The organism is Polyangium mundeleinium, from assembly GCF_028369105.1.
Classification (GTDB): Bacteria; Myxococcota_A; Polyangia; order Polyangiales; family Polyangiaceae; genus Polyangium; species Polyangium mundeleinium.
Genome location: NZ_JAQNDO010000001.1, coordinates 1,823,822 through 1,841,129 on the forward strand (window position 1 = coordinate 1,823,822; position 17,308 = coordinate 1,841,129).

Annotated in this window: 11 protein-coding genes; 6 read left to right on the plus strand and 5 right to left on the minus strand. The window is 70.1% G+C overall.

Going from position 1 to position 17,308, the window contains the following annotated elements:
• The first annotated feature begins 51 nt into the window (after window positions 1-51).
• The gene (locus POL67_RS07515) at window positions 52-2,379 is read left to right on the plus strand and encodes a (Fe-S)-binding protein (protein ID WP_271916409.1); all 2,328 of its coding nucleotides are present in this window, start codon (window positions 52-54) and stop codon (window positions 2,377-2,379) included.
• Between the two features lie 160 nt (window positions 2,380-2,539).
• Window positions 2,540-2,782 (plus strand): hypothetical protein, encoded by a 243-nt coding sequence (locus tag POL67_RS07520; RefSeq protein ID WP_271916410.1) that lies wholly within the window; start codon window positions 2,540-2,542, stop codon window positions 2,780-2,782.
• Between the two features lie 10 nt (window positions 2,783-2,792).
• Here POL67_RS07520 and POL67_RS07525 read toward each other — a convergent pair whose 3' ends face one another.
• The gene (locus POL67_RS07525) at window positions 2,793-5,030 is read right to left on the minus strand and encodes an autotransporter assembly complex protein TamA (protein WP_271916411.1); all 2,238 of its coding nucleotides are present in this window, start codon (window positions 5,028-5,030) and stop codon (window positions 2,793-2,795) included.
• 112 nt (window positions 5,031-5,142) lie between these two features.
• On the opposite strand from POL67_RS07525, the gene POL67_RS07530 reads away from it, so the two are divergent.
• Together POL67_RS07530 and POL67_RS53495 are read left to right on the plus strand one after the other, a co-directional pair.
• Entirely contained in the window at window positions 5,143-5,712 is a 570-nt protein-coding gene (locus tag POL67_RS07530) for a QcrA and Rieske domain-containing protein (protein WP_271916412.1), read from the plus strand.
• Window positions 5,709-7,460: a cytochrome b N-terminal domain-containing protein gene (locus POL67_RS53495; RefSeq protein ID WP_271916413.1), complete on the plus strand. Its 1,752-nt coding sequence runs from the start codon at window positions 5,709-5,711 to the stop codon at window positions 7,458-7,460. Before POL67_RS07530 ends, POL67_RS53495 begins: the two co-directional genes overlap by 4 nt.
• 364 nt (window positions 7,461-7,824) lie before the next feature.
• On the opposite strand, the gene POL67_RS07540 is transcribed toward POL67_RS53495, so the two are convergent.
• The gene (locus POL67_RS07540; protein WP_271916414.1) at window positions 7,825-11,148 is read right to left on the minus strand and encodes a GAF domain-containing protein; all 3,324 of its coding nucleotides are present in this window, start codon (window positions 11,146-11,148) and stop codon (window positions 7,825-7,827) included.
• A gap of 289 nt (window positions 11,149-11,437) precedes the next feature.
• On the opposite strand from POL67_RS07540, the gene POL67_RS07545 reads away from it, so the two are divergent.
• Window positions 11,438-12,661, plus strand: a complete 1,224-nt coding sequence (locus tag POL67_RS07545; RefSeq protein WP_271916415.1) for a thiolase family protein — start codon at window positions 11,438-11,440, stop codon at window positions 12,659-12,661.
• Window positions 12,662-12,708: 47 nt separating this feature from the next.
• Window positions 12,709-13,278, plus strand: coding sequence for a peptidylprolyl isomerase (locus POL67_RS07550; RefSeq protein WP_271916416.1), 570 nt, complete (start codon window positions 12,709-12,711; stop codon window positions 13,276-13,278).
• 61 nt (window positions 13,279-13,339) lie between these two features.
• Here POL67_RS07550 and POL67_RS07555 read toward each other — a convergent pair whose 3' ends face one another.
• The 3 genes from POL67_RS07555 to POL67_RS07565 form a co-directional block, all read right to left on the minus strand.
• Window positions 13,340-14,434, minus strand: coding sequence for a hypothetical protein (locus POL67_RS07555; RefSeq protein ID WP_271916418.1), 1,095 nt, complete (start codon window positions 14,432-14,434; stop codon window positions 13,340-13,342).
• An 89-nt stretch (window positions 14,435-14,523) separates the two neighbouring features.
• Entirely contained in the window at window positions 14,524-15,462 is a 939-nt protein-coding gene (locus POL67_RS07560; protein WP_271916419.1) for a CHAD domain-containing protein, read from the minus strand.
• Window positions 15,459-17,150: a ribonuclease J gene (locus POL67_RS07565; protein WP_271916420.1), complete on the minus strand. Its 1,692-nt coding sequence runs from the start codon at window positions 17,148-17,150 to the stop codon at window positions 15,459-15,461. The genes POL67_RS07560 and POL67_RS07565 overlap by 4 nt, the downstream gene beginning before the upstream one ends.
• Between the last annotated feature and the right edge of the window lie 158 nt (window positions 17,151-17,308).

The following is a 17,308-nucleotide window of genomic DNA, read 5'->3' on the forward strand; positions in this document are numbered from 1 at the left end:
AGCACCTCGGCCCCCTACAACAGGGGCCGTTTCCCCGGGAGAACGCGCGCCATGAATCCGCTCATGATGTTTCTCATGATCTTCGGCCTGGCCGGGGCCTTCGCGTACAGCGCAGGCCGGCGGTGGTCGTTGCTCCAGGTCGGGCGGTCGGAAGATCGCTTCGACGACGTTCCGGAGCGCGTGAAGGGCACGGTGATCTACGCGCTGGCCCAGAAGAAGATGCATTACTACCGGCTCGCCGGCGCGGCCCACATGCTCATCTTCCTGGGCTTCGTGGTGCTCCTGGCCCGGTCGCTCATCCTCTGGGGCCGCGGGTTCGACCCGTCGTTCAACCTCTTCATCCTGGGGCCCGAGGGCTTCCTCGGCCTGCCCCTCGGGCACGCGTACGAGTTCCTGAAGGACATCATCGCGTCGCTCGTCATCGTCGGCGCGCTCGTCTTCCTGTACTTCCGCGTGATCAAGGTCGACCCCCGCATGACGAAGTCGGGCGAGGCGATCCTGATCCTCGGCATCATCATGACGATGATGCTGGCGGACATGCTCTACGACGGCGCCTCCATGGTCCTGCACCACAAGGGCCTCGCGGGCTGTACGGGGCGGAACCTCGAGCCCGAGTATTGCGAGGCCGTGCGCAAGGTCGTGGCCCCGCTCGGGCCTGCGCCGACGCACGCGCTCGGCTGGGCGCCGTTCCCCTCGCCGGCCGGCTCGTTCTTCGCGACCCTGCTCGCGGGCGTACCGCGCGATACGTTGCTCGTGATCGCCAAGATCGGCTTCTGGACGCACGCGTCGCTCGTCCTGATCTTCGCGAACATCCTTCCGTACTCGAAGCACTTCCACGTCATCACGGCGGGCTTCAACGTCTTCTTCCGCAACGTGACGCCGCGCGGGCGGCTGCCGCTCATGGCGCCGAGCGCGGAGGCCATCGGCGAGATGGTCATGAAGATGGCCGAGGAGCCCGCGAAGGCCGAGCCCGTCGGCGTGAACAAGATCCAGGACTTCACCTGGAAGGCGATCCTCGACTTCTACACGTGCACGGAGTGCGGGCGTTGCTCCGACAACTGCCCCGCCCACAAGACGGGCAAGCTGCTCTCGCCGAAGCAGCTCACGCTCAACCTGCGCGATCACCTGTACGACCACGACAGCGTGCTCATCGCGCAGAAGCACGAGGCCGATCGCGTGGGCGCGGCGCTGGCGCGGCCCGACGCGACGACCGAGGACAACGGCGAGGTCGGGCCCTACCGTTCGGAGCCGGAAGGCTTGCAGGCGCAGCCGAGCGCCGAGGTCGAGGACGCGAGCAAGGATCTCGTGGCGAACGTGATCCACCCGGACGTGCTCTGGGCCTGCACGACGTGCCGGGCCTGCGAAGAGCAGTGTCCCGTGATGATCAGCTACGTCGACAAGATCGTGGAGATGCGGCGGCACCTGGTGCTCGTGAAGGGCGAGTTCCCGGCGCAGCTCAACGGTCCGTTCCAGGCGCTGGAGGTGAACGGGAACCCCTGGAACCTCGCCCGCATGGATCGCGCGAACTGGGCCGAGGGGCTCGACGTGCCGATGATGTCGGAGAACCCGAAGGCCGAGGTCCTCTACTGGGTCGGCTGCGCGGCGAGCTACGACGACCGGGCGAAGAAGATCGCGCGGGCGACGGCGCGGCTGCTCAAGGAGGCGGGCGTGGACTTCGCGGTCCTCGGGCAGGAGGAGACCTGCACGGGGGATCCGGCGCGGCGCGCGGGCAACGAGTACCTGTTCGCGATGCTGGCCGAGCAGAACGTGGCCACGCTGAACGGCTACAAGGACCAGGGCGGGGTGAAGAAGATCATCACGGCCTGCCCGCACTGCTTCAATACGATCCTGAACGAATACCCCGACTTCGGCGCGAAGTTCGAGGTCGTGCATCACACGGATTACCTGCTCGGGCTCGTGGCGGAGCGGAAGCTCTCGCCGAAGACCCCGGTGAAGGGCAAGGTCGTGTTCCACGACTCCTGCTACCTGGGCCGTTACAACGACGTGTACGAGCAGCCGCGCGACATCCTGAAGAGCATCCCGGGCGTGGAGCTCGTCGAGGCGGAGGGCTGGAACCGCAACAAGGGCCTGTGCTGCGGCGCCGGCGGCGCGCAGTTCTGGATGGAGGAGCAAAACAAGGACCGCGTGAACGTGAAGCGCACGCTCCAGCTCCTGCAGACGGAGGCGAAGACGATCGCGACCGCGTGCCCGTTCTGCCAGACGATGATCACCGACGGCCTGAAGGCGCACGGGAAGGAAGAAAGCGTACGTCAGCTCGACGTGTCGGAGATCCTGCTCGAGAGCTGCCTCGAAGGCGGGTCGAAGAAGGAAAAGCCGAAGAAGGCTGCGCCCGAGACGGTGGAAGCCCCCTCCGCCTGATCACGCAAGCTCCGCGATTCCCTCAACTCCATCCAGGAATCACCTGGTCCACCCCCCCTCGTTCCGGAGCACGTGCGTCCGACGAGAGCCTGAGCTAGATTCGGGCGGTCGCTGGATCCGAGGGAGGCATATGGAGCAACCGCGAAACATGGTTTTTTCCATGGCCATCGATTCGCTGGCCGATGTGGCGCTCAAGGCGCACATGACGCCGGAGGATGCGGGGGAGCTCCGGTGCGACGCCTGCTCGGAGCCCATCGAAGGGGAGCCGGCCGGGCGAGGGCTGTACGTGTGGACCCGCGGAGACGAGGTCCGCTACGAGGAGCCCCCGCTCTGCGCGCAATGCGCGACGGCCATCGGGATCACGGCGCTCGCGACGTGGAGCGTCGAAGAAGAAGAAGGCTGATCCTTCCGCCTTAAAACGCCTCGCCGATCGCGATCGTGGTCACGATCGGGAATCCGCCCGTATATCCGAACAAGCCGACGTCGTAGCCAAGCGCGGCCTCGTCGCAGATGCCGATCTGCTGGGCGCACGGGATGCGGTAGCCGACGTCCACGCGGACCGGGCCGACCGGGGTCGCATACCGGACGCCGAGGCCGGCGGACATGTGCGGGCGGTCGAAGGCGAGCTCGGCGAGGCCAGGGCGGACGTCGCTCGCGTCGAGGAAGAGGATCGCGCCGAGGTTCTCGGTGAACGAGAGGCGCACTTCGATCGCGGACTCCCACAACGTGAGGCCACCCGTCGGCGCCCACGGAGGGACGGCCCCGCGCGCCGTGTCGCGGAGCGGGACGCTCGCGTGCATGCCGACGCCGTTGTAGACGTAGCCCCGGTTCGAGTTGGGGCCGCCGCTGTAGAAACCACGGAACTGCAGGAGCTGCAGGGAGCGGCGGAGTTCGTCGAGGGGGATGTTCGTGCCGTCGACGATGCCGTCGTCGTTTTCGTCGGGGCGCTTCCGGTCGCGGGCCTTGGGGCCGAGGATGTCGAGGGTCTGCTGGAAGTCGTCCGAGCGCGGGATGAGGAAGCCGCCCGCCAGGCGGAAGGCGAGGGTGACGCGTTTGGCGACGGGCACGTAGGCACGGAGCTCGGGGCGTAGGCGGACGTCGTTGGCGTCGCCGGGGAGGAAGTAGCCCGCGAGCTGCGCATTGAGGTTCAGGTAGACGCCGCGGCGTGGGGTGATGCGGTCGGTCTCGCCGCGGTCGTTCTGGCGGAAATCGAGCGTGCCCACGGTTTCGAGGTACGTGAACACGAGGCGGGTGAAGCCTTCGGGGACGCCGTCGTGCCAGTACAGGAACGGGTCGTCGTACTGCACGTGGATGAACTGCCCGAGGTAATGCGTGAAGTCGGCGAAGCGGCGTTCGAGGCCGAGGGTGACGGCGGCCTCGCGGTAGCCGAGCGCGGGCTCCTTGGCCTCGGGCGTGCCAGGGGCGGGCGCCGTGATGATGTTGAGGGGGCGGTAGATGTTCGCCGCGCCGCGGAGGACGGCCTGGGTGCGGGGCTCGAAGACGCCGGGCTGGCGGAGCTCGAAGCGGAGGCGGATCTCGGGGAGGATGTAGCTCGGGCGCGCGAGGAAGAGGTTGTAGAGGGCGTTCGGGTAGAACACGAGGCCGGGGCGCGCCTCGATGGCGAAGCGGCGCAAGCCGCCGAGGAAGTTGCGGTCCTCCCAGCTCGCCATGCCGTGCGCCTCGACACGGCCGCCGGCCTCGGCGCCGAAGCCGAGCTTGACGGCGCGGAGCGCGGCGGGCTGGACGACGATCGTGATGGGTACGACGTTCGTGCGCGGCTTGTCGGGCGGGGGGAGCTCGGGGCGGACGTCGATGGCGCCGAAGATGCCGAAGTCGGCGAGGGCGCGCTCGGCGGAGGCGAGGGTGGCGGTGGAGAAGCGTTCGCCCTTCTTGAAGCCGAGGGCCGCGCGGATCGGCTTTTCGGGGAGCTCGCCGAGGCCGACGATGCGGACGTCGCCGAAGGTGGCCTGGGGGCCGAGCTCGATGGTGTACGTGACGTCGGCGGTGTGGGCGATGAGGTCGACCTTGGTGTCGCCGTGGACGTTCGCGTAGGGGAAGCCGCGCTCGGTGAGGACGCGGGTGATGGCCTTTTTCGTGGCCTCGTAGCTGTCCTCCTCGAAGCGCTTGCCGAGGGGGAGCTCGTTTTTCGCCTCGGTGACGGGGCGCGTGACGTCGGCCGCGTCGGGCAGGCGCCAGTCGACCCAGGCGAGGTCGACCTTGCGGAGGTTCACGGGTTTGCCCTCGTCGACGACGATCTCGACGCGGAGCTTGCCGTCGGACTTGCGGCGCATGACGCGGCCGGCCTCGACGTGCGCCTCGTAAAACCCGCGGCTGCGGTAGTAACGCTCGATGCGGGCGAGGTCGCGCTCGAGGACGAAGCGGTCGAAGCGCTCGTACTCGACGGCCAGGACGTCGCTGAGGCCAAGGATGGGGATGCCCTGGAGGACGCCGCCGAGCGGATGCGAGCTCTCCGCGGTGGCGATGCGGTCCTTGATGGCAGCGTCGGGGATCTCGTCGTTGCCGAGGACGTCGACCTCTTCGATGATGCAGCCGGAGAGGTCTTGAGGGTTACACGTCGGGGTTTTGGGGGGCGTGGTTTTGCACGCCGCGGACGTGACGAGGGTCAGGGCGAACGGCAGAAGCTTGCTCAAGGCGACGCGGGACTTGCTCCTGTTCTGCGTCAAGTGGCCTTCCCCTCGGGTATCCTCGGTCAGCCGCGCACGGGCGCGGCGGAGAGGGAGAGCCTACGAGATGGCGGAGCCAATGCAAAACGACCTCGGCGGCGAGCCGCCGCGGGCCGAGCGTCCCGAGGAACCTTCGCGCGTGGACGGCAGCCGTCGCGGCGCGTTGAAGGTGCTCGTCGCGCTGGGCGGCGCGGCCTACGCGGGCGCGATCGTGGTCCCGGCCGTGACCATGCTGGCCCCATCGTCTGAAGGCGGCGCAGGCGCGGCGCGGTGGATGCGGGTTTGTCGTCTCGCCGAGCTGACCGAGGGTGAGCCGCGGCGGGTCGTGGTCGTCGGCGACGAGCGCGACGCGTACACGGTGACGAAGGATCAGCTCCTCGGCTCGATCTGGGTGACGAAGAAGGGCGAGAGCGTGACGGCGCTCAGCGCGGTTTGTCCGCACCTCGGCTGCTCGATCGATCTGAACGGCGACAAGAAGAGCTTCTCGTGTCCCTGCCACACGTCGAAGTTCTCGCTCGCGGGCGCGGCGGAGGCAGGGCCGAGCCCGCGCGGGATGGATCCGCTCGTGGTGCGCGTCGTGGACGGGCACGTCGAGGTGGACTTCAAGCTCTTCCGCCAGGGGATCGCGGAGCGAAAGGAGGTCGGGTGAAGCTCGGCGATTGGCTCGACGAACGGACGGGCTACCGGGCGATCTCCCGGAAGTTCGTGGAAGCGACCGTCCCCGGCGGAGCGCGCTTCGCGTACGCGTGGGGCGCGGCGCTCGGGATCGTGCTGCTGCTGGAAGCGGTGACGGGCGTGCTGCTCATGACCGTGTATTCGCCGAGCGCGACGACGGCGTGGGCGAGCGTGGCGTACCTGCAGCAGAAGGTGCCGGGGGGCTGGATCGTGCGCGGGCTGCATCAGTTCGGCGCGCAGGCGGCGATCGTGCTCGCGGTGATCCACGTGGGGTACGCGATCGCGCGCGGGGCGTACCGCAAGCCGCGGGAGCTGACGTACTGGCTTTCGCTCGCGATGGTGGGGCTCGTCGTGGTCACGGCGCTGACGGGCAATCCGCTGCGCTGGGATCAACGCGGCTTCTGGGGTCTGCGTGTGGAGACGGGGATCATCGGGACGGTGCCCGTGGTCGGCGGCGTCTTGCAGCAGCTCTTGCTCGGCGGAGGCACGCCGGGGCACATGACGCTGTCGCGTCTGTACACGCTGCACACGGTGGTGTTGCCGTTCCTGCTCGGCGCGATCGCGGCGAAGCATCTGTGGCTGTCGCGCAAGCACGGGCCGGCGCTCGCGACGCCTGCGGACGCGGTGAAGTCGGATCGGTACTTCCCGACGCAAGCGGCGCGCGACGTGATCGTGGCGGTGGCCGTGCTCGGCGTGATCGGGGCGCTGACGTGGATGCGGCACGGCGCGCCGCTCGACGCGCCGGCGGATCCGACGAGCGACTACCCGGCGCGGCCGGAGTGGTACTTCCTCGCGCTCTACGAGATGCGAAAGCCCTTCCCGGGCAAGCTGGAGTTGATCGCGACGGTGGTGATCCCAGGGCTCGTGGCGGGGTACCTGGTGCTCTTGCCGCTGCTCGACAAGAAGGCGGATCGCGGCGTGATGAAGCGGCTGCCGCTGCTCGCGCCGGTGGGGTTGTTCGGGGTGGCGGCAGGCGTGCTCACGTTCGCGTCGATGCGCACGGACGCAGCCGACGCGGAGTTCGGGAAGGCCGTGGCGAAGGCCGAGGCGCAAGGAACGAAGGCGCTGGCGTTGGCGCAGGAAGGCGTGCCGCCGGAGGGCGCGCTGGCGATGCTGCGCAACCACCCGGAGACGCGCCGCGTTGCGCTGTTCGAGCAGCACTGCGCGAGCTGCCATCGCATGGGGGATCTGGGGCCGCCGAAGGACAAGGACACGGCGCCGGATCTGACGGGCTTCGGCACGAAGGCGTGGGCGAAGCGGGTGATGGAGGAGCCGGATCACGATGCGATGTTCGGCAAGACCGCGTTCAAGGGCGAGATGCCGAGCATGACGAAGCCGCCCGCGGATCCCGAGGCAGCGAAGGCGTTCACGGCGATGGCGCCGGCGGACCTCGACGCGATCGCGGACTTCCTCGCGGTGCAAGCGCAAGGGAAGAAGGGCGAGGGGTTGCCGGGCGAGAAGCTCGTGAGCCAGCGATGCACGAGCTGCCATCGGTTCGACGGCAAGACGGACGACGAGGACTCGCTCGCGCCGGAGCTGCGCGGCTGGGCCTCGGTGCCTTGGATCCTCGCGCAGATCGATGATCCCGGCAGCGGCGCGACCTACCCGAAGGGCGCGATGGATCCGAAGCTCGAAGGGCACATGCCCGCGTTCAAGGACAAGCTGTCCGAGAAGGATCGGGCGCTGCTCGCGAAGTTCGTGCAGGAGCAGGCGGGCAAGTAGGGAAGGTGGCGGCGGGCATGGCCCCGCCGCGCCTGTGTCAAGTCGAGACCAGCCCCAAATGTGAACAGTCGCTCCGAAAAGGGAGCGAAAACGCCCCAAAGCGGGGTCGGAGCGGTCCACGTACGTTTTGGGGAGGCCCCAAATGTAGGTGGATGTGTCCGGGGTGCCGTTTGGGGAGGGCCCAAATGTAGGTGGGTGTGTCCGGAGTGCCGTTTGGGGAGGCCCCAAAGGGAGGTCGGCGCGGCCGGTGGGGTCGCTGGGGAGGCCCCAAAAGGAGGCCGGCGCGGCCCGAGGCGTCTTCGGGGAGGCCCCAAACCGACGGCTCCCCGAGGAGATCCCGAAGGGCTGCGGGGGAGGCTCGACCTCAAGCCAAAAGCGTCCGCAGACTCGCGATCGTCACGACGAGCTCCGTCGGATCCACGGGCTTCGGCACGTGCATCTGGAACCCCGCGTTCAGCGCGCGCACGCGATCTTCCGGCCGCGTGTACGCCGTGAGCGCGATGGCCGGCACCGTCGCGATCCGATCCGGCGTGCGGCTGCGAATCTTGCGGATGAGCGAGAGGCCGTCGTCTCCTGGCATCGCGAGGTCTGAGACCAGCACGTCGGGCACGAAGTCGGACAGGATGCGCAGGGCCTCGGCAGCGTCGGCCGCGGTTTTTACGGTCGCGCCTGCGATGTCGAGGATCTCCGAGAGGATCTCCCGCGCGTCGGGTTCGTCGTCGACGACCAGCACCGACAGACCCGCGAGCGCGCGTTTTTCCGTGCGGCGTTCGTCGACGGGCGGGCCTTGTGCGGGGAGCGGGCGTGGCTTGGCGATCGGGAGTTTGACCGTGAACTTCGCGCCTGTGTCCGGGCCGTCGCTCTCGGCGCGTACGGTGCCGCCGTGTGCTTCGACGAGGTGACGCACGATCGAGAGGCCGAGTCCGAGGCCACCCGAGGCGCGCGTGAGCGTGCCGTCGCCTTGGCGGAAGCGCTCGAAGATGTGCGGCAAGAGCTCGGCGCGGATGCCACGGCCGCTGTCGGAGACCACGAGCACCGCCTCGTCGCCTGCGCGCGCGAGCCGCACGTCGATCCGCCCGCCCTTCGGGGTGAACTTGATCGCGTTCGAGAGCAGGTTCCACACGACCTGCTGCAGCCGGCTCGGGTCGCCGAAGATCGGCACGCTGTCCGTGTCGAAGGTTGTGTGCAGCGTGATCTCGCGGTTCGTCGCGCCCGGCGTGACGGAGTGGACCGCGGCTTCGACGACGGGCGCGAACTCCAGGACCGATGGGTCGAGACGGAGCTTGCCTGCTGTGATGCGGGAGGCGTCGAGCAGGTCGTCGATGAGCTTCGCTTGATGCACGGCGTTGCGCTCGATCGATTCGAGCGCGCGGGGCTGGTTGCCTTCGCGGACGGCGCCGGTGCGGAGCATGCGCGCCCAGCCGAGGATGGCGTTGAGCGGCGTGCGCAGCTCGTGCGAGACGACGCCGAGGAACTCGTCCTTCACGCGGCTCGCCTCCTGCGCCTCGTGGAAGAGGCGCGCGTTGTCGAGCGCGAGGGCGGCGCGCTGGCCGAGCTCCTCGGCGAGCGCGAGGTCGGACTGGCCGTAGCGGCCGCGCGTGGTGCCGAACGAGAGCACGCCGAGCGTGTGGCCGCGCGCGATGAGCGGTACGACGATCGCCGACGTGGTGCCGATGCGGCGGATGATCTCGAGGTGCTCGTCGTCGGCGGCGACCGCGCGGAACGAGCCGTCGTCGACCACGCGGAGGAGCTTCGACTTGCCCGTGCGCGCGGCCTCGCTGATCGGGTGGCTCTTGCCGAAGGGGTAACGCGCGCGCATGTCGCGCAGGAGCGCTTCCATCTCGGGATCCTCGTGCAGCGCGTACACGAACTGCGGGGCGCTCTCCTCGTCGAGGCTGCACAGGATGCAGTAGCCCGCGAAGCTCGGCACCGCGACGCGCGCGAGGGACTCGGTGATGGCCGCCGGATCGAGCGAGGCGTTGAGCACGGCGCTCGCCTCGGCGAGCAGGGCGAGGCGCTTGCGCTCGACGTCGGCGTCGGCGCGGGCCTTGCGCTCGGCCTCGTAGAGGTAGGCGCGTTCGAGGGACTGCGTGCAGGTGCGGGCGAGGTGCAGGATGAAGGCGTTGTCCTCGCTCGCGCGCTGGCTCGACCGGTGGTAGCGGAGCGAGAGCCCGCCGATGGCATGATCCTCGACGATGAAGGGCACGGCGGCGACGCCCCACGGCACGTCGGACGTGCTGGTCGCGAGGTGCGGGTAGCGCGCGCGGTAGGCCTCGGCGTCGTCGAAGAAGAGCGGTGTTTGGCTCCGGACGGCGTCCGTGAGCGGCGAGGAGAAGTCGAGCTTCGTGGAGTCGTACCGGTCGAGCGTCTCGCGCGTGTGGCCGATGGCGCGGACGAGGTCGAGGTGCTCGCCGTCGGCGGAGACGGTCGCGACGATGGCCTTGCAGCTCGGCAGCATGTCGCGCACGTGGTCGACGATCGTCTCGGCCACCTTGATGCGGCTCATCGTGTCGGAGAGCGCGGCCGTCATGCGCTGGAGGGCGACGAGGCGCATCGTCGCGAGCTCGGCGGCCGCGCGGGCGCGTTCGGTGGCCTCGTAGAGGCGCGCGCGCTCGAGGGCCTGCGAGGACTGGCGCGCGAGCGTGAGCAGGAACGAGCGGTCCTCGTGCGAGAGGACGCGGGGCTCGCGGAAGGAGAAGAGGATCACGCCCGTGGCCCGGTCGTCGAGAAGGAGGGGCAAACAGGCGACGGCCTTCGGCGGGTCCTGGCCCTCGGGATCGAGCTCGGCGAGGGCCCGCGCCTCGGCGACGGCGGCCTCCGATTCGAGCCAGAGGGGCTGCTTGCGGCGCAGGGCCTCGGCGAGCGGGCCCGGAGCATCCGCTGCGACACGGGCGCCGCGCGAGAGGGTGCCCGGGGCGAACCCGAGGGCGCCGACGATGTCGAGGCTCCCGTCCTGCGTGCGCAGGGCGAGCGCGGCGGCGCGGGCGTCGACGGCCACGAGGCCTTGTTGCAGCACGGCGTCGGCGACCTGCGCGGGCGTGAGGGCGGCGGCCAGGCTCGACGTGAGGGCTTGGAGCCGCGAGGTGCGGGCCGCGGCGCGCTCGGCGGCCTCGCGGGCGCGCTGCTCGGCTGCGTGCAGGCGCGCGTTGTCGATGGCGAGCGCGGCGCGCCGGGCGAGGTCCTGGGCGATCGTGAGATCGGCGCTCCCGTAGCGCCGGCCCGAGTCGGCCGTGGCCAGCGTGAGCACGCCGATGGTGCGTCCCGAGGCGACGAGGGGCGCGTTGATCGAGGAGACCGTGCCGAGGACGGCCGGGGGCAAGAACGGGTGGCTGCGCGGGGCGAGGCCCGCGTCGTTGCTCGGCGTGAGCAAGGGCTCGCCGCGCGCGAGCAGGCGCGGGCCGACCTCGGCGAACCACATGCCGCTCTCGCGCGGCGACGTGGGGGCCGTGAGCAGGTGCTCCTTGGCGGGGTCGACGTGCACGGATTCGACGCGGTGCAGGCGTCCGTCTTCTTCGAGCAGGTCGATGACGCAATAATCGCAGAGCGTGGGCACGCTCAGCCGCGCCAGGTTCGTCAGCGTCGTACGCAAATCGAGGGAGCTCGCCAGGCGCTCGCCGGCCCGCGCCAGGAAGGCGAGTTGCTCCTCGGTAGGACCGGGCTCGCGCGCTCGGTGCTCGGTGCTCTTCATGGCAATCCGTCGGTGCGCGGCGCTCCCCCCCACGCGATGACGTCCTCCGAGCGTACCTTCATTTTCATCGCAATACGCGACAAAAAGGCCGCGTCGGAGCGATCACGTTGGGCCTTTGTCCGTCTGCGACGTTCCTCGATGCGCATGTCGCGCGCAGGATTTGCGGGCGCGCGCAGCCGCTTCGAATACCCATGATCCAAGGAGGATGAAGGCTCACGCGGCGCGTCGCCGGCGGTGAGAAAAACGAAGCTTTGCGAAGGTTCGGGGGCTGCGACTAGAGTCCCTTCGCATGAGCACGCGACAGTCTCTTTTGCCTCGCGAGGTCTACGTCGTCGACGCCGTGCGCACGCCGATCGGGCGGTACGCCGGCGGGCTCGCGAGCGTGCGCCCGGACGACCTCGCGGCGCACGTCGTGTCGGCGCTGGCGAAGCGCAACGAGGCGCTCGCCGCGCAGCTCGATCACGTGGTGTTCGGAGCGACGAACCAGGCGGGCGAGGACAACCGGAACGTCGCGCGCATGGCGCTCCTCATCGCGGGCCTGCCCTACGAGGTGCCCGCCGTGACGGTGAACCGGCTCTGCGGCTCGGGCCTGGAGGCGGTCGCGGACGCGGCGCGGATGATCGCGGTGGGCGAGGCGTCGTGCGTGATCGCAGGCGGAGTCGAGAGCATGACGCGCGCGCCGTTCTCCATGCCGAAGCAGGCGAGCGCGTTCGACCGCACGCCGCCGCCGGTCTACGACACGACGCTCGGCTGGCGGTACGAGAACCCGCGGATGAAGGCGCGTTTCCCGCTGATCTCGATGGGCGAGACGGCCGAAAACGTGGCCGAGAAGTACGGGATTTCGCGGGAGGATCAGGATCGCTTCGCGGTGGAGTCGCAGCGCCGGGCGGCCGAGGCGTGGAAGGGCGGGGCCTTCGCGGCCGAGGTCGTGCCCGTGCCGATCCCGCAAAAGAAGGGCGATCCCGTGCTGTTCGACCGCGACGAGTCCGTGCGGGAAGGCACGACGCTCGACGCGCTCGCGAAGCTGCCGGCGGTGTTCAAGAAGGGCGGCAGCGTGACGGCGGGCAACTCCTCGCCGATCAACGACGGCGCCTCGGGGCTCTTGCTCGCGTCGGCGGAGGTCGTGGCGCAGGCGGGCGTGACGCCGCTCGCGCGTGTGCTCGGCAGCCAGACGGCCGGCGTGGATCCGAGCTTCATGGGCGAGGGGCCGATCCCCGCCGTCCGAAAGTTGCTCACCCGGGCAGGTCTTCAGGCGTCCGACGTGGACCTCGTCGAGCTGAACGAGGCGTTCGCGGCGCAGTCGCTCGCGTGCGTGCGCGCGCTCGAGCTCGACCCGTCACGCGTCAACGTGAACGGCGGCGCCATTGCGCTCGGCCACCCGATCGGCTCGTCGGGCGCGCGCATTGCCTGCACGCTCGTGCATGCGATGAAGGCGCGCGAGAAGAAGATCGGCCTCGCGTCGCTCTGCATCGGCGTGGGGCAAGGGATCGCAGCTCTGTTCGAGAAAATCTGAGGGGGTCGGGGCCCCAAGGCCCCACGGAAAAGGAAGAGGAGAGAGACATGCAATTTCCGGCCATCAACGTGCCCGGCGCAGGGCAACTCCACGCGCGGCTCGTCACGACGCTCGGCGACATCGTCCTTCGGCTGGAGGAGGAGCGCGCGCCGAACACCGTGAAGAACTTCGTCGCCCTCGCGACCGGTTCGATCGACTGGAAGGACCCGAAGACCGGGCAGACCCATCAAGGCGAGGGTCTCTACAACGGCGTCCGCTTCCACCGCGTGATCCCGAGGTTCATGATCCAGTGCGGTGATCCGCTCACGCGTTACCCGGACATGGCGGCGCGCTGGGGCACGGGCGGGCCGGGGTACAAGTTCAGCGACGAGTTCCACCCGGAGCTCCGGCACGACGGGCCGGGCGTGCTCTCCATGGCGAACAGCGGCCCGGGGACGAACGGGTCGCAGTGGTTCATCACGGAGGGGCCGACGCCGCACCTCAACAACAAGCACTCGGTCTTCGGCAAGGTCGTGAGCGGTCAGGACGTGGTCAACAAGATCGCGAACGTCCCGACCTCGCGGGATCGGCCGAATGTGGACGTGGTGATCGAGCGGGTGGAGATCTTCCGGCAGTAGCCGGGGAGGGCGCCCAGGCGCCGGGCCTCCGCGGAGACCCGGCGCGCGCGGCGGGCTTCGATCAGGGCGCGCAGGTTTTGTTCGCGCCCGAGCCCGTGCACATGTTGTTCAGGCAGTCGGGGTTGTTCGTGCACGGAGCGCCCGGCTCGCCCTTGCAGACGCCGGCCCCGTCGCAGGCCTTGTTGCCCATGCAGGGCGTCATCCCGTTCGTGTCGTCCTGGTTGACCGGCACGGGGGAGCACGTCCCCACGTTGCCCATGACGTTGCACGCCTGGCACGTGCCCGTGCAGGCGGTCGCGCAGCAGACGCCGTCGACGCAGAAGTTGCTCTCGCACTCGGCGTTCGCCGCGCACGCGGCGGCGTCGCATTTGGCGCACTTGGCGCCGCCGCAGTCGATCCCGGTCTCGTCGCCGTTCTTCACGCCGTCGCTGCACGAGATGCACGTGTTGTCGGGCAGGCACGTGGGATTCGTGCCCATGCAGTCGTTGTCGGCGACGCACGCGACGCAGGTGCCCCCGTTGCAGACGCCGTCCGTGCAGTCGGCGTCGGTGGCGCACTCGACGCACGTGTTTCCGCTGCAGACGTCATTGCCCGAGCAGTGGTTGTCCTCGACGCACTCGACGCACGCGCCGCTCCCGTTGCACACGCCGTCGGGACATGGGTCGCCCGAGGGGTCGCTCATCTGCATGGGCAGGCCGGAGACGCAGACCGAGGTCGTGCAGGGGTTGCCGTCACCCGGCGGCGTGTCGTCGTCGTCGTTGACCACCTTCTCGCCGCCCATGCCGTCGCATTCGAGCGCCTTGCAGTCGCCGTTCATCGGGTCGGGCAGGTTCATGCCGTCGGGCGCGTCGTCCGCCTCGCACGTCCCGTTCACGCAGCTCCAGTCGCGGCAGGTCGTGTCCGCGGGGCAGTCCCCAGGGTTCTGACACGGCATGCCGCCCATGCCGCCCGTGCCGCCGCCGCCCATGCCGCCGCCGCCCATGCCCCCCACCCCGCCGACGCCGCCGGTCCCGCCGGTGCTCGACGAGCTCGTCCCACCCCCGAGGCCGCCGGTGCCACCCGAGGGCTCGAACTGGTTGAAGTCTTGGGTGCAGCCCAGGTACGTGAGGCCCAGAGCCGAAAGAAGGGTTGCGGTCAGGATGGCGGAGCGCTTCACGGCATCACCTCGCTCGGGCGCGCAGGCCCGACTGGAAAGGATGCCCGAAGGTATCACGAGGACGGCAATCGCAGGAGACCGGCGAGCATTCACACGATGGGAGGTGGCTCGTCGTCCATCCCACGATTCATGAGGTTTCGCGCCTCGACGAGGTGCAGCTCGACCTTCGATGCACACGCGACGCGTGACGCGCGGAGCGCCGCGAGGACCGCGTCTTTCGTGGCCGTGCCGAGGCTTCGCGCGCGGCTGAGCGTGACGATCGCCTGGTCGATGTCGTGCAGTTCGCCGAGGTGCCGCTGCATGCGCGTCGCATGCTTGGCGAGGCGTGTCGCCGTCACGCCGAGGGGCACGGCGAAGAGCTCGGCGGTGTAGCGCAGGCGCTTGTAACGAATGCGGAGCTCGTGCATCGCCTCGACGTCGCCGACGTCCCGCTGGGCCCACGTCACCACGTCGCGCGCCGCGCGATCGAGGACCTCGTGGCCGAGCTCGACGGCGGGCACGAGCCGCGGCGTGTCCCCGTTGAGGCGCGCGGCGAGCGCATGGAACGAGCGTTCGAGACGTCGGATGCGCTTGCCGCCCGGCAAGGTCGGCGTGCGCGCGGGAGGGCCGTCCCGGAGCAAGCGCGTCACCTCGGTGTGCTCTTTCCGCGTGGCGTGGGCGCGACGGACGAGCCAGCCGCCCACCTCGGCGTGCGCCTCTGGGGGCAGATCGAGCGCGGCGAGCGTCTCGCGCAGCACCTCCTCGTCGCGGAGCGCGCCCGTGGCCTGGGCGTAGTAGCGGATCTCGCCCTCGAGTCGCGCGAGCCGCTTGCGCCGCCAGAGCTCGCGCGCGACGCGGAGGAGCGTGCGCATCCGCCGCAGCGCCACGCGGAAGTCGTGGAGCGCCGCCTCGTCGCTGGCGCCGTCCGGTGCTCCTTGGATCGCGGACGTGGAGACGGCGAGCACCCGCTCCCGGGCCGCGCGTGCGTCCGCGACGAGCGCGTGGAGCGCCGTGGCGACGAGCTGATGGGCATGGTTCGGTGTGTTCATACCCGGGAAAGCGCCACGACGACGATCGGCCTGCGCCCCGTCTTTGCCTCGATGACGCGGCGCGCGGCGAGGCGCACCACCTCGGTCACGCCCTCGTCGCTCGACCGCGTCCGCCCGTCCGCTTCCGAGATCGCGCGCGAGACCGCGAGGGCCGCCGCGCGCATCACCTCGGAGGCGCCTTCCTCTTGATCAACGACGCCACGCTGCACGACGCGCGGCGGGGCGGCGACGCTGCCGCGCCGGTCGAGCACGAGCGACACCATCGCCACGCCCGACCGTCCGATCTGCGCGCGCTCGCGGATCACCTCGTCGGGCAGCTCGTCGCCGGCGTAGGTCGCGACCTTGCCCACGGTCACGCGCGCGGCCTTGGCGAGGGCCGCACGCGCGCCGAGCTCGACCACCTCGCCGTTCTCGGCGACGAGGACGTCGGAGACGCCGACCTCGCGGGCGAGCGCGGCGTGCCGCACGAGGTGGTGCAAGGTCCCGTGTACGGGCACGAAGGAGCGAGGCCGGCAGAGCTCGATCATGCGCGTCTGCTCCTCGCGGTGCGCGTGCCCGCTCGCGTGGACGCCCCGGTCCGTGAGCCCCGTCTTGAGGTCGATGCCCATGCGCAGGAAATCGCCCATCATGTCGAAGACCGGCCGGTCGTTGCCCGGGATGATGCGGCTCGACAGGACGACGACGTCGCCCGGGTCGAGGCGGAGCAAGGGGTGCGTGCCGGCCGCGAGGCGCACGAGCGCGCTCATGCGCTCGGCCTGCGTGCCGCTCGCGATGATGAGGACGCGGTCGCGCGGCATCGAGCCGAGGTGCTCGGGCGGCACGAGCAGATCACTCGGGAACCGGAGCCGGCCGACGATCTCGGCGGCGCGGACGTGGGTCTGCACGCTGCGGCCGAGCAAGCAGAGCCGCCGCCGCGTGGCCACGGCGACCTTCGCCAGCATGGCGAGGCGCTGCACGTTCGAGGCGAACATGCCGATGATCACGCGGGTCTTGGCGCGCGTGACGATCTCCTCCAGCGCCTGGCCGACGGAGAGCTCGCTCGTCGACCGGCCGGGCGAGTCCACGTTCGTGCTGTCGGAGAGCAGGAGCGAGACCCCCTCGTCGCCGAGCTCGGCGAGGCGCGCTTCGTCGGTCAGCTCGCCGTCGGGCGGCGTGGGGTCGAGCTTGAAGTCGCCCGTGTGCACCACGATGCCCGCGGACGTCCGGAACGCGAGGGCGACCGCGTCGACGATCGAGTGCGTGACGCGGATGGGCTCGAACGAGAACGAGCCGGCCTCGTACGTCTTGCGCGGCGCGACGGGGATGAGCTCGACCTCGTCGTCGCCGTAGCCGTGCTCCGCGAGCCTGTGCTTGACGAGCTCCAGCGCGTGGGCCGGCCCGTAGACCGGGACGTCCTCGTCGAGGTGCGCGAGCAGATAAGGCAGCCCCCCGATGTGGTCCTCGTGTCCGTGGGTCAGCACGACGGCGCGCACGCGGTCCTTGTGCCCGATCACGTAGTCGAAGCGCGGGTGATACGTGTCGATGCCGAGGTCGGTCGTCGGGAACGTGACGCCGCAGTCGACGAGCACGACGTCGTCGCCTTGCTCGAGCGCCATGCAGTTCATCCCGATCTCGCCGAGCCCGCCGAGGGGGACGACCCGCAGCGAGGAGCGGCCATTCGAAGGCCCGCGCGGGGGAGGGGGGGACATGCCGCTCTGCGGATCGTTCAACGAGGACAACAACACTCCTGTCGCGTTCGAGCGCCGTCGACGGCCGGCTCGTCCCCGGAGCATAACGCGGCCTGGGCGGTCTGGCCCCCTTCCCGAGGAGGGAACGGCCCGATCTACCGCCGCCGCCTCCGTGGGTC

What these genes read in the sequence shown, in the direction of transcription:
- POL67_RS07515 (WP_271916409.1), top strand. Translation starts at nt 52, where the DNA reads ATGAATCCGCTCATGATGTTTCTCATGATCTTCGGCCTGGCCGGGGCC.
- POL67_RS07520 (WP_271916410.1), top strand. Translation starts at nt 2,540, where the DNA reads ATGGCCATCGATTCGCTGGCCGATGTGGCGCTCAAGGCGCACATGACG.
- POL67_RS07530 (WP_271916412.1), top strand. Translation starts at nt 5,143, where the DNA reads ATGCAAAACGACCTCGGCGGCGAGCCGCCGCGGGCCGAGCGTCCCGAG.
- POL67_RS07540 (WP_271916414.1), bottom strand. Translation starts at nt 11,148, where the DNA reads ATGAAGAGCACCGAGCACCGAGCGCGCGAGCCCGGTCCTACCGAGGAG.
- POL67_RS07545 (WP_271916415.1), top strand. Translation starts at nt 11,438, where the DNA reads ATGAGCACGCGACAGTCTCTTTTGCCTCGCGAGGTCTACGTCGTCGAC.
- POL67_RS07550 (WP_271916416.1), top strand. Translation starts at nt 12,709, where the DNA reads ATGCAATTTCCGGCCATCAACGTGCCCGGCGCAGGGCAACTCCACGCG.
- POL67_RS07560 (WP_271916419.1), bottom strand. Translation starts at nt 15,462, where the DNA reads ATGAACACACCGAACCATGCCCATCAGCTCGTCGCCACGGCGCTCCAC.
- POL67_RS07565 (WP_271916420.1), bottom strand. Translation starts at nt 17,150, where the DNA reads ATGTCCCCCCCTCCCCCGCGCGGGCCTTCGAATGGCCGCTCCTCGCTG.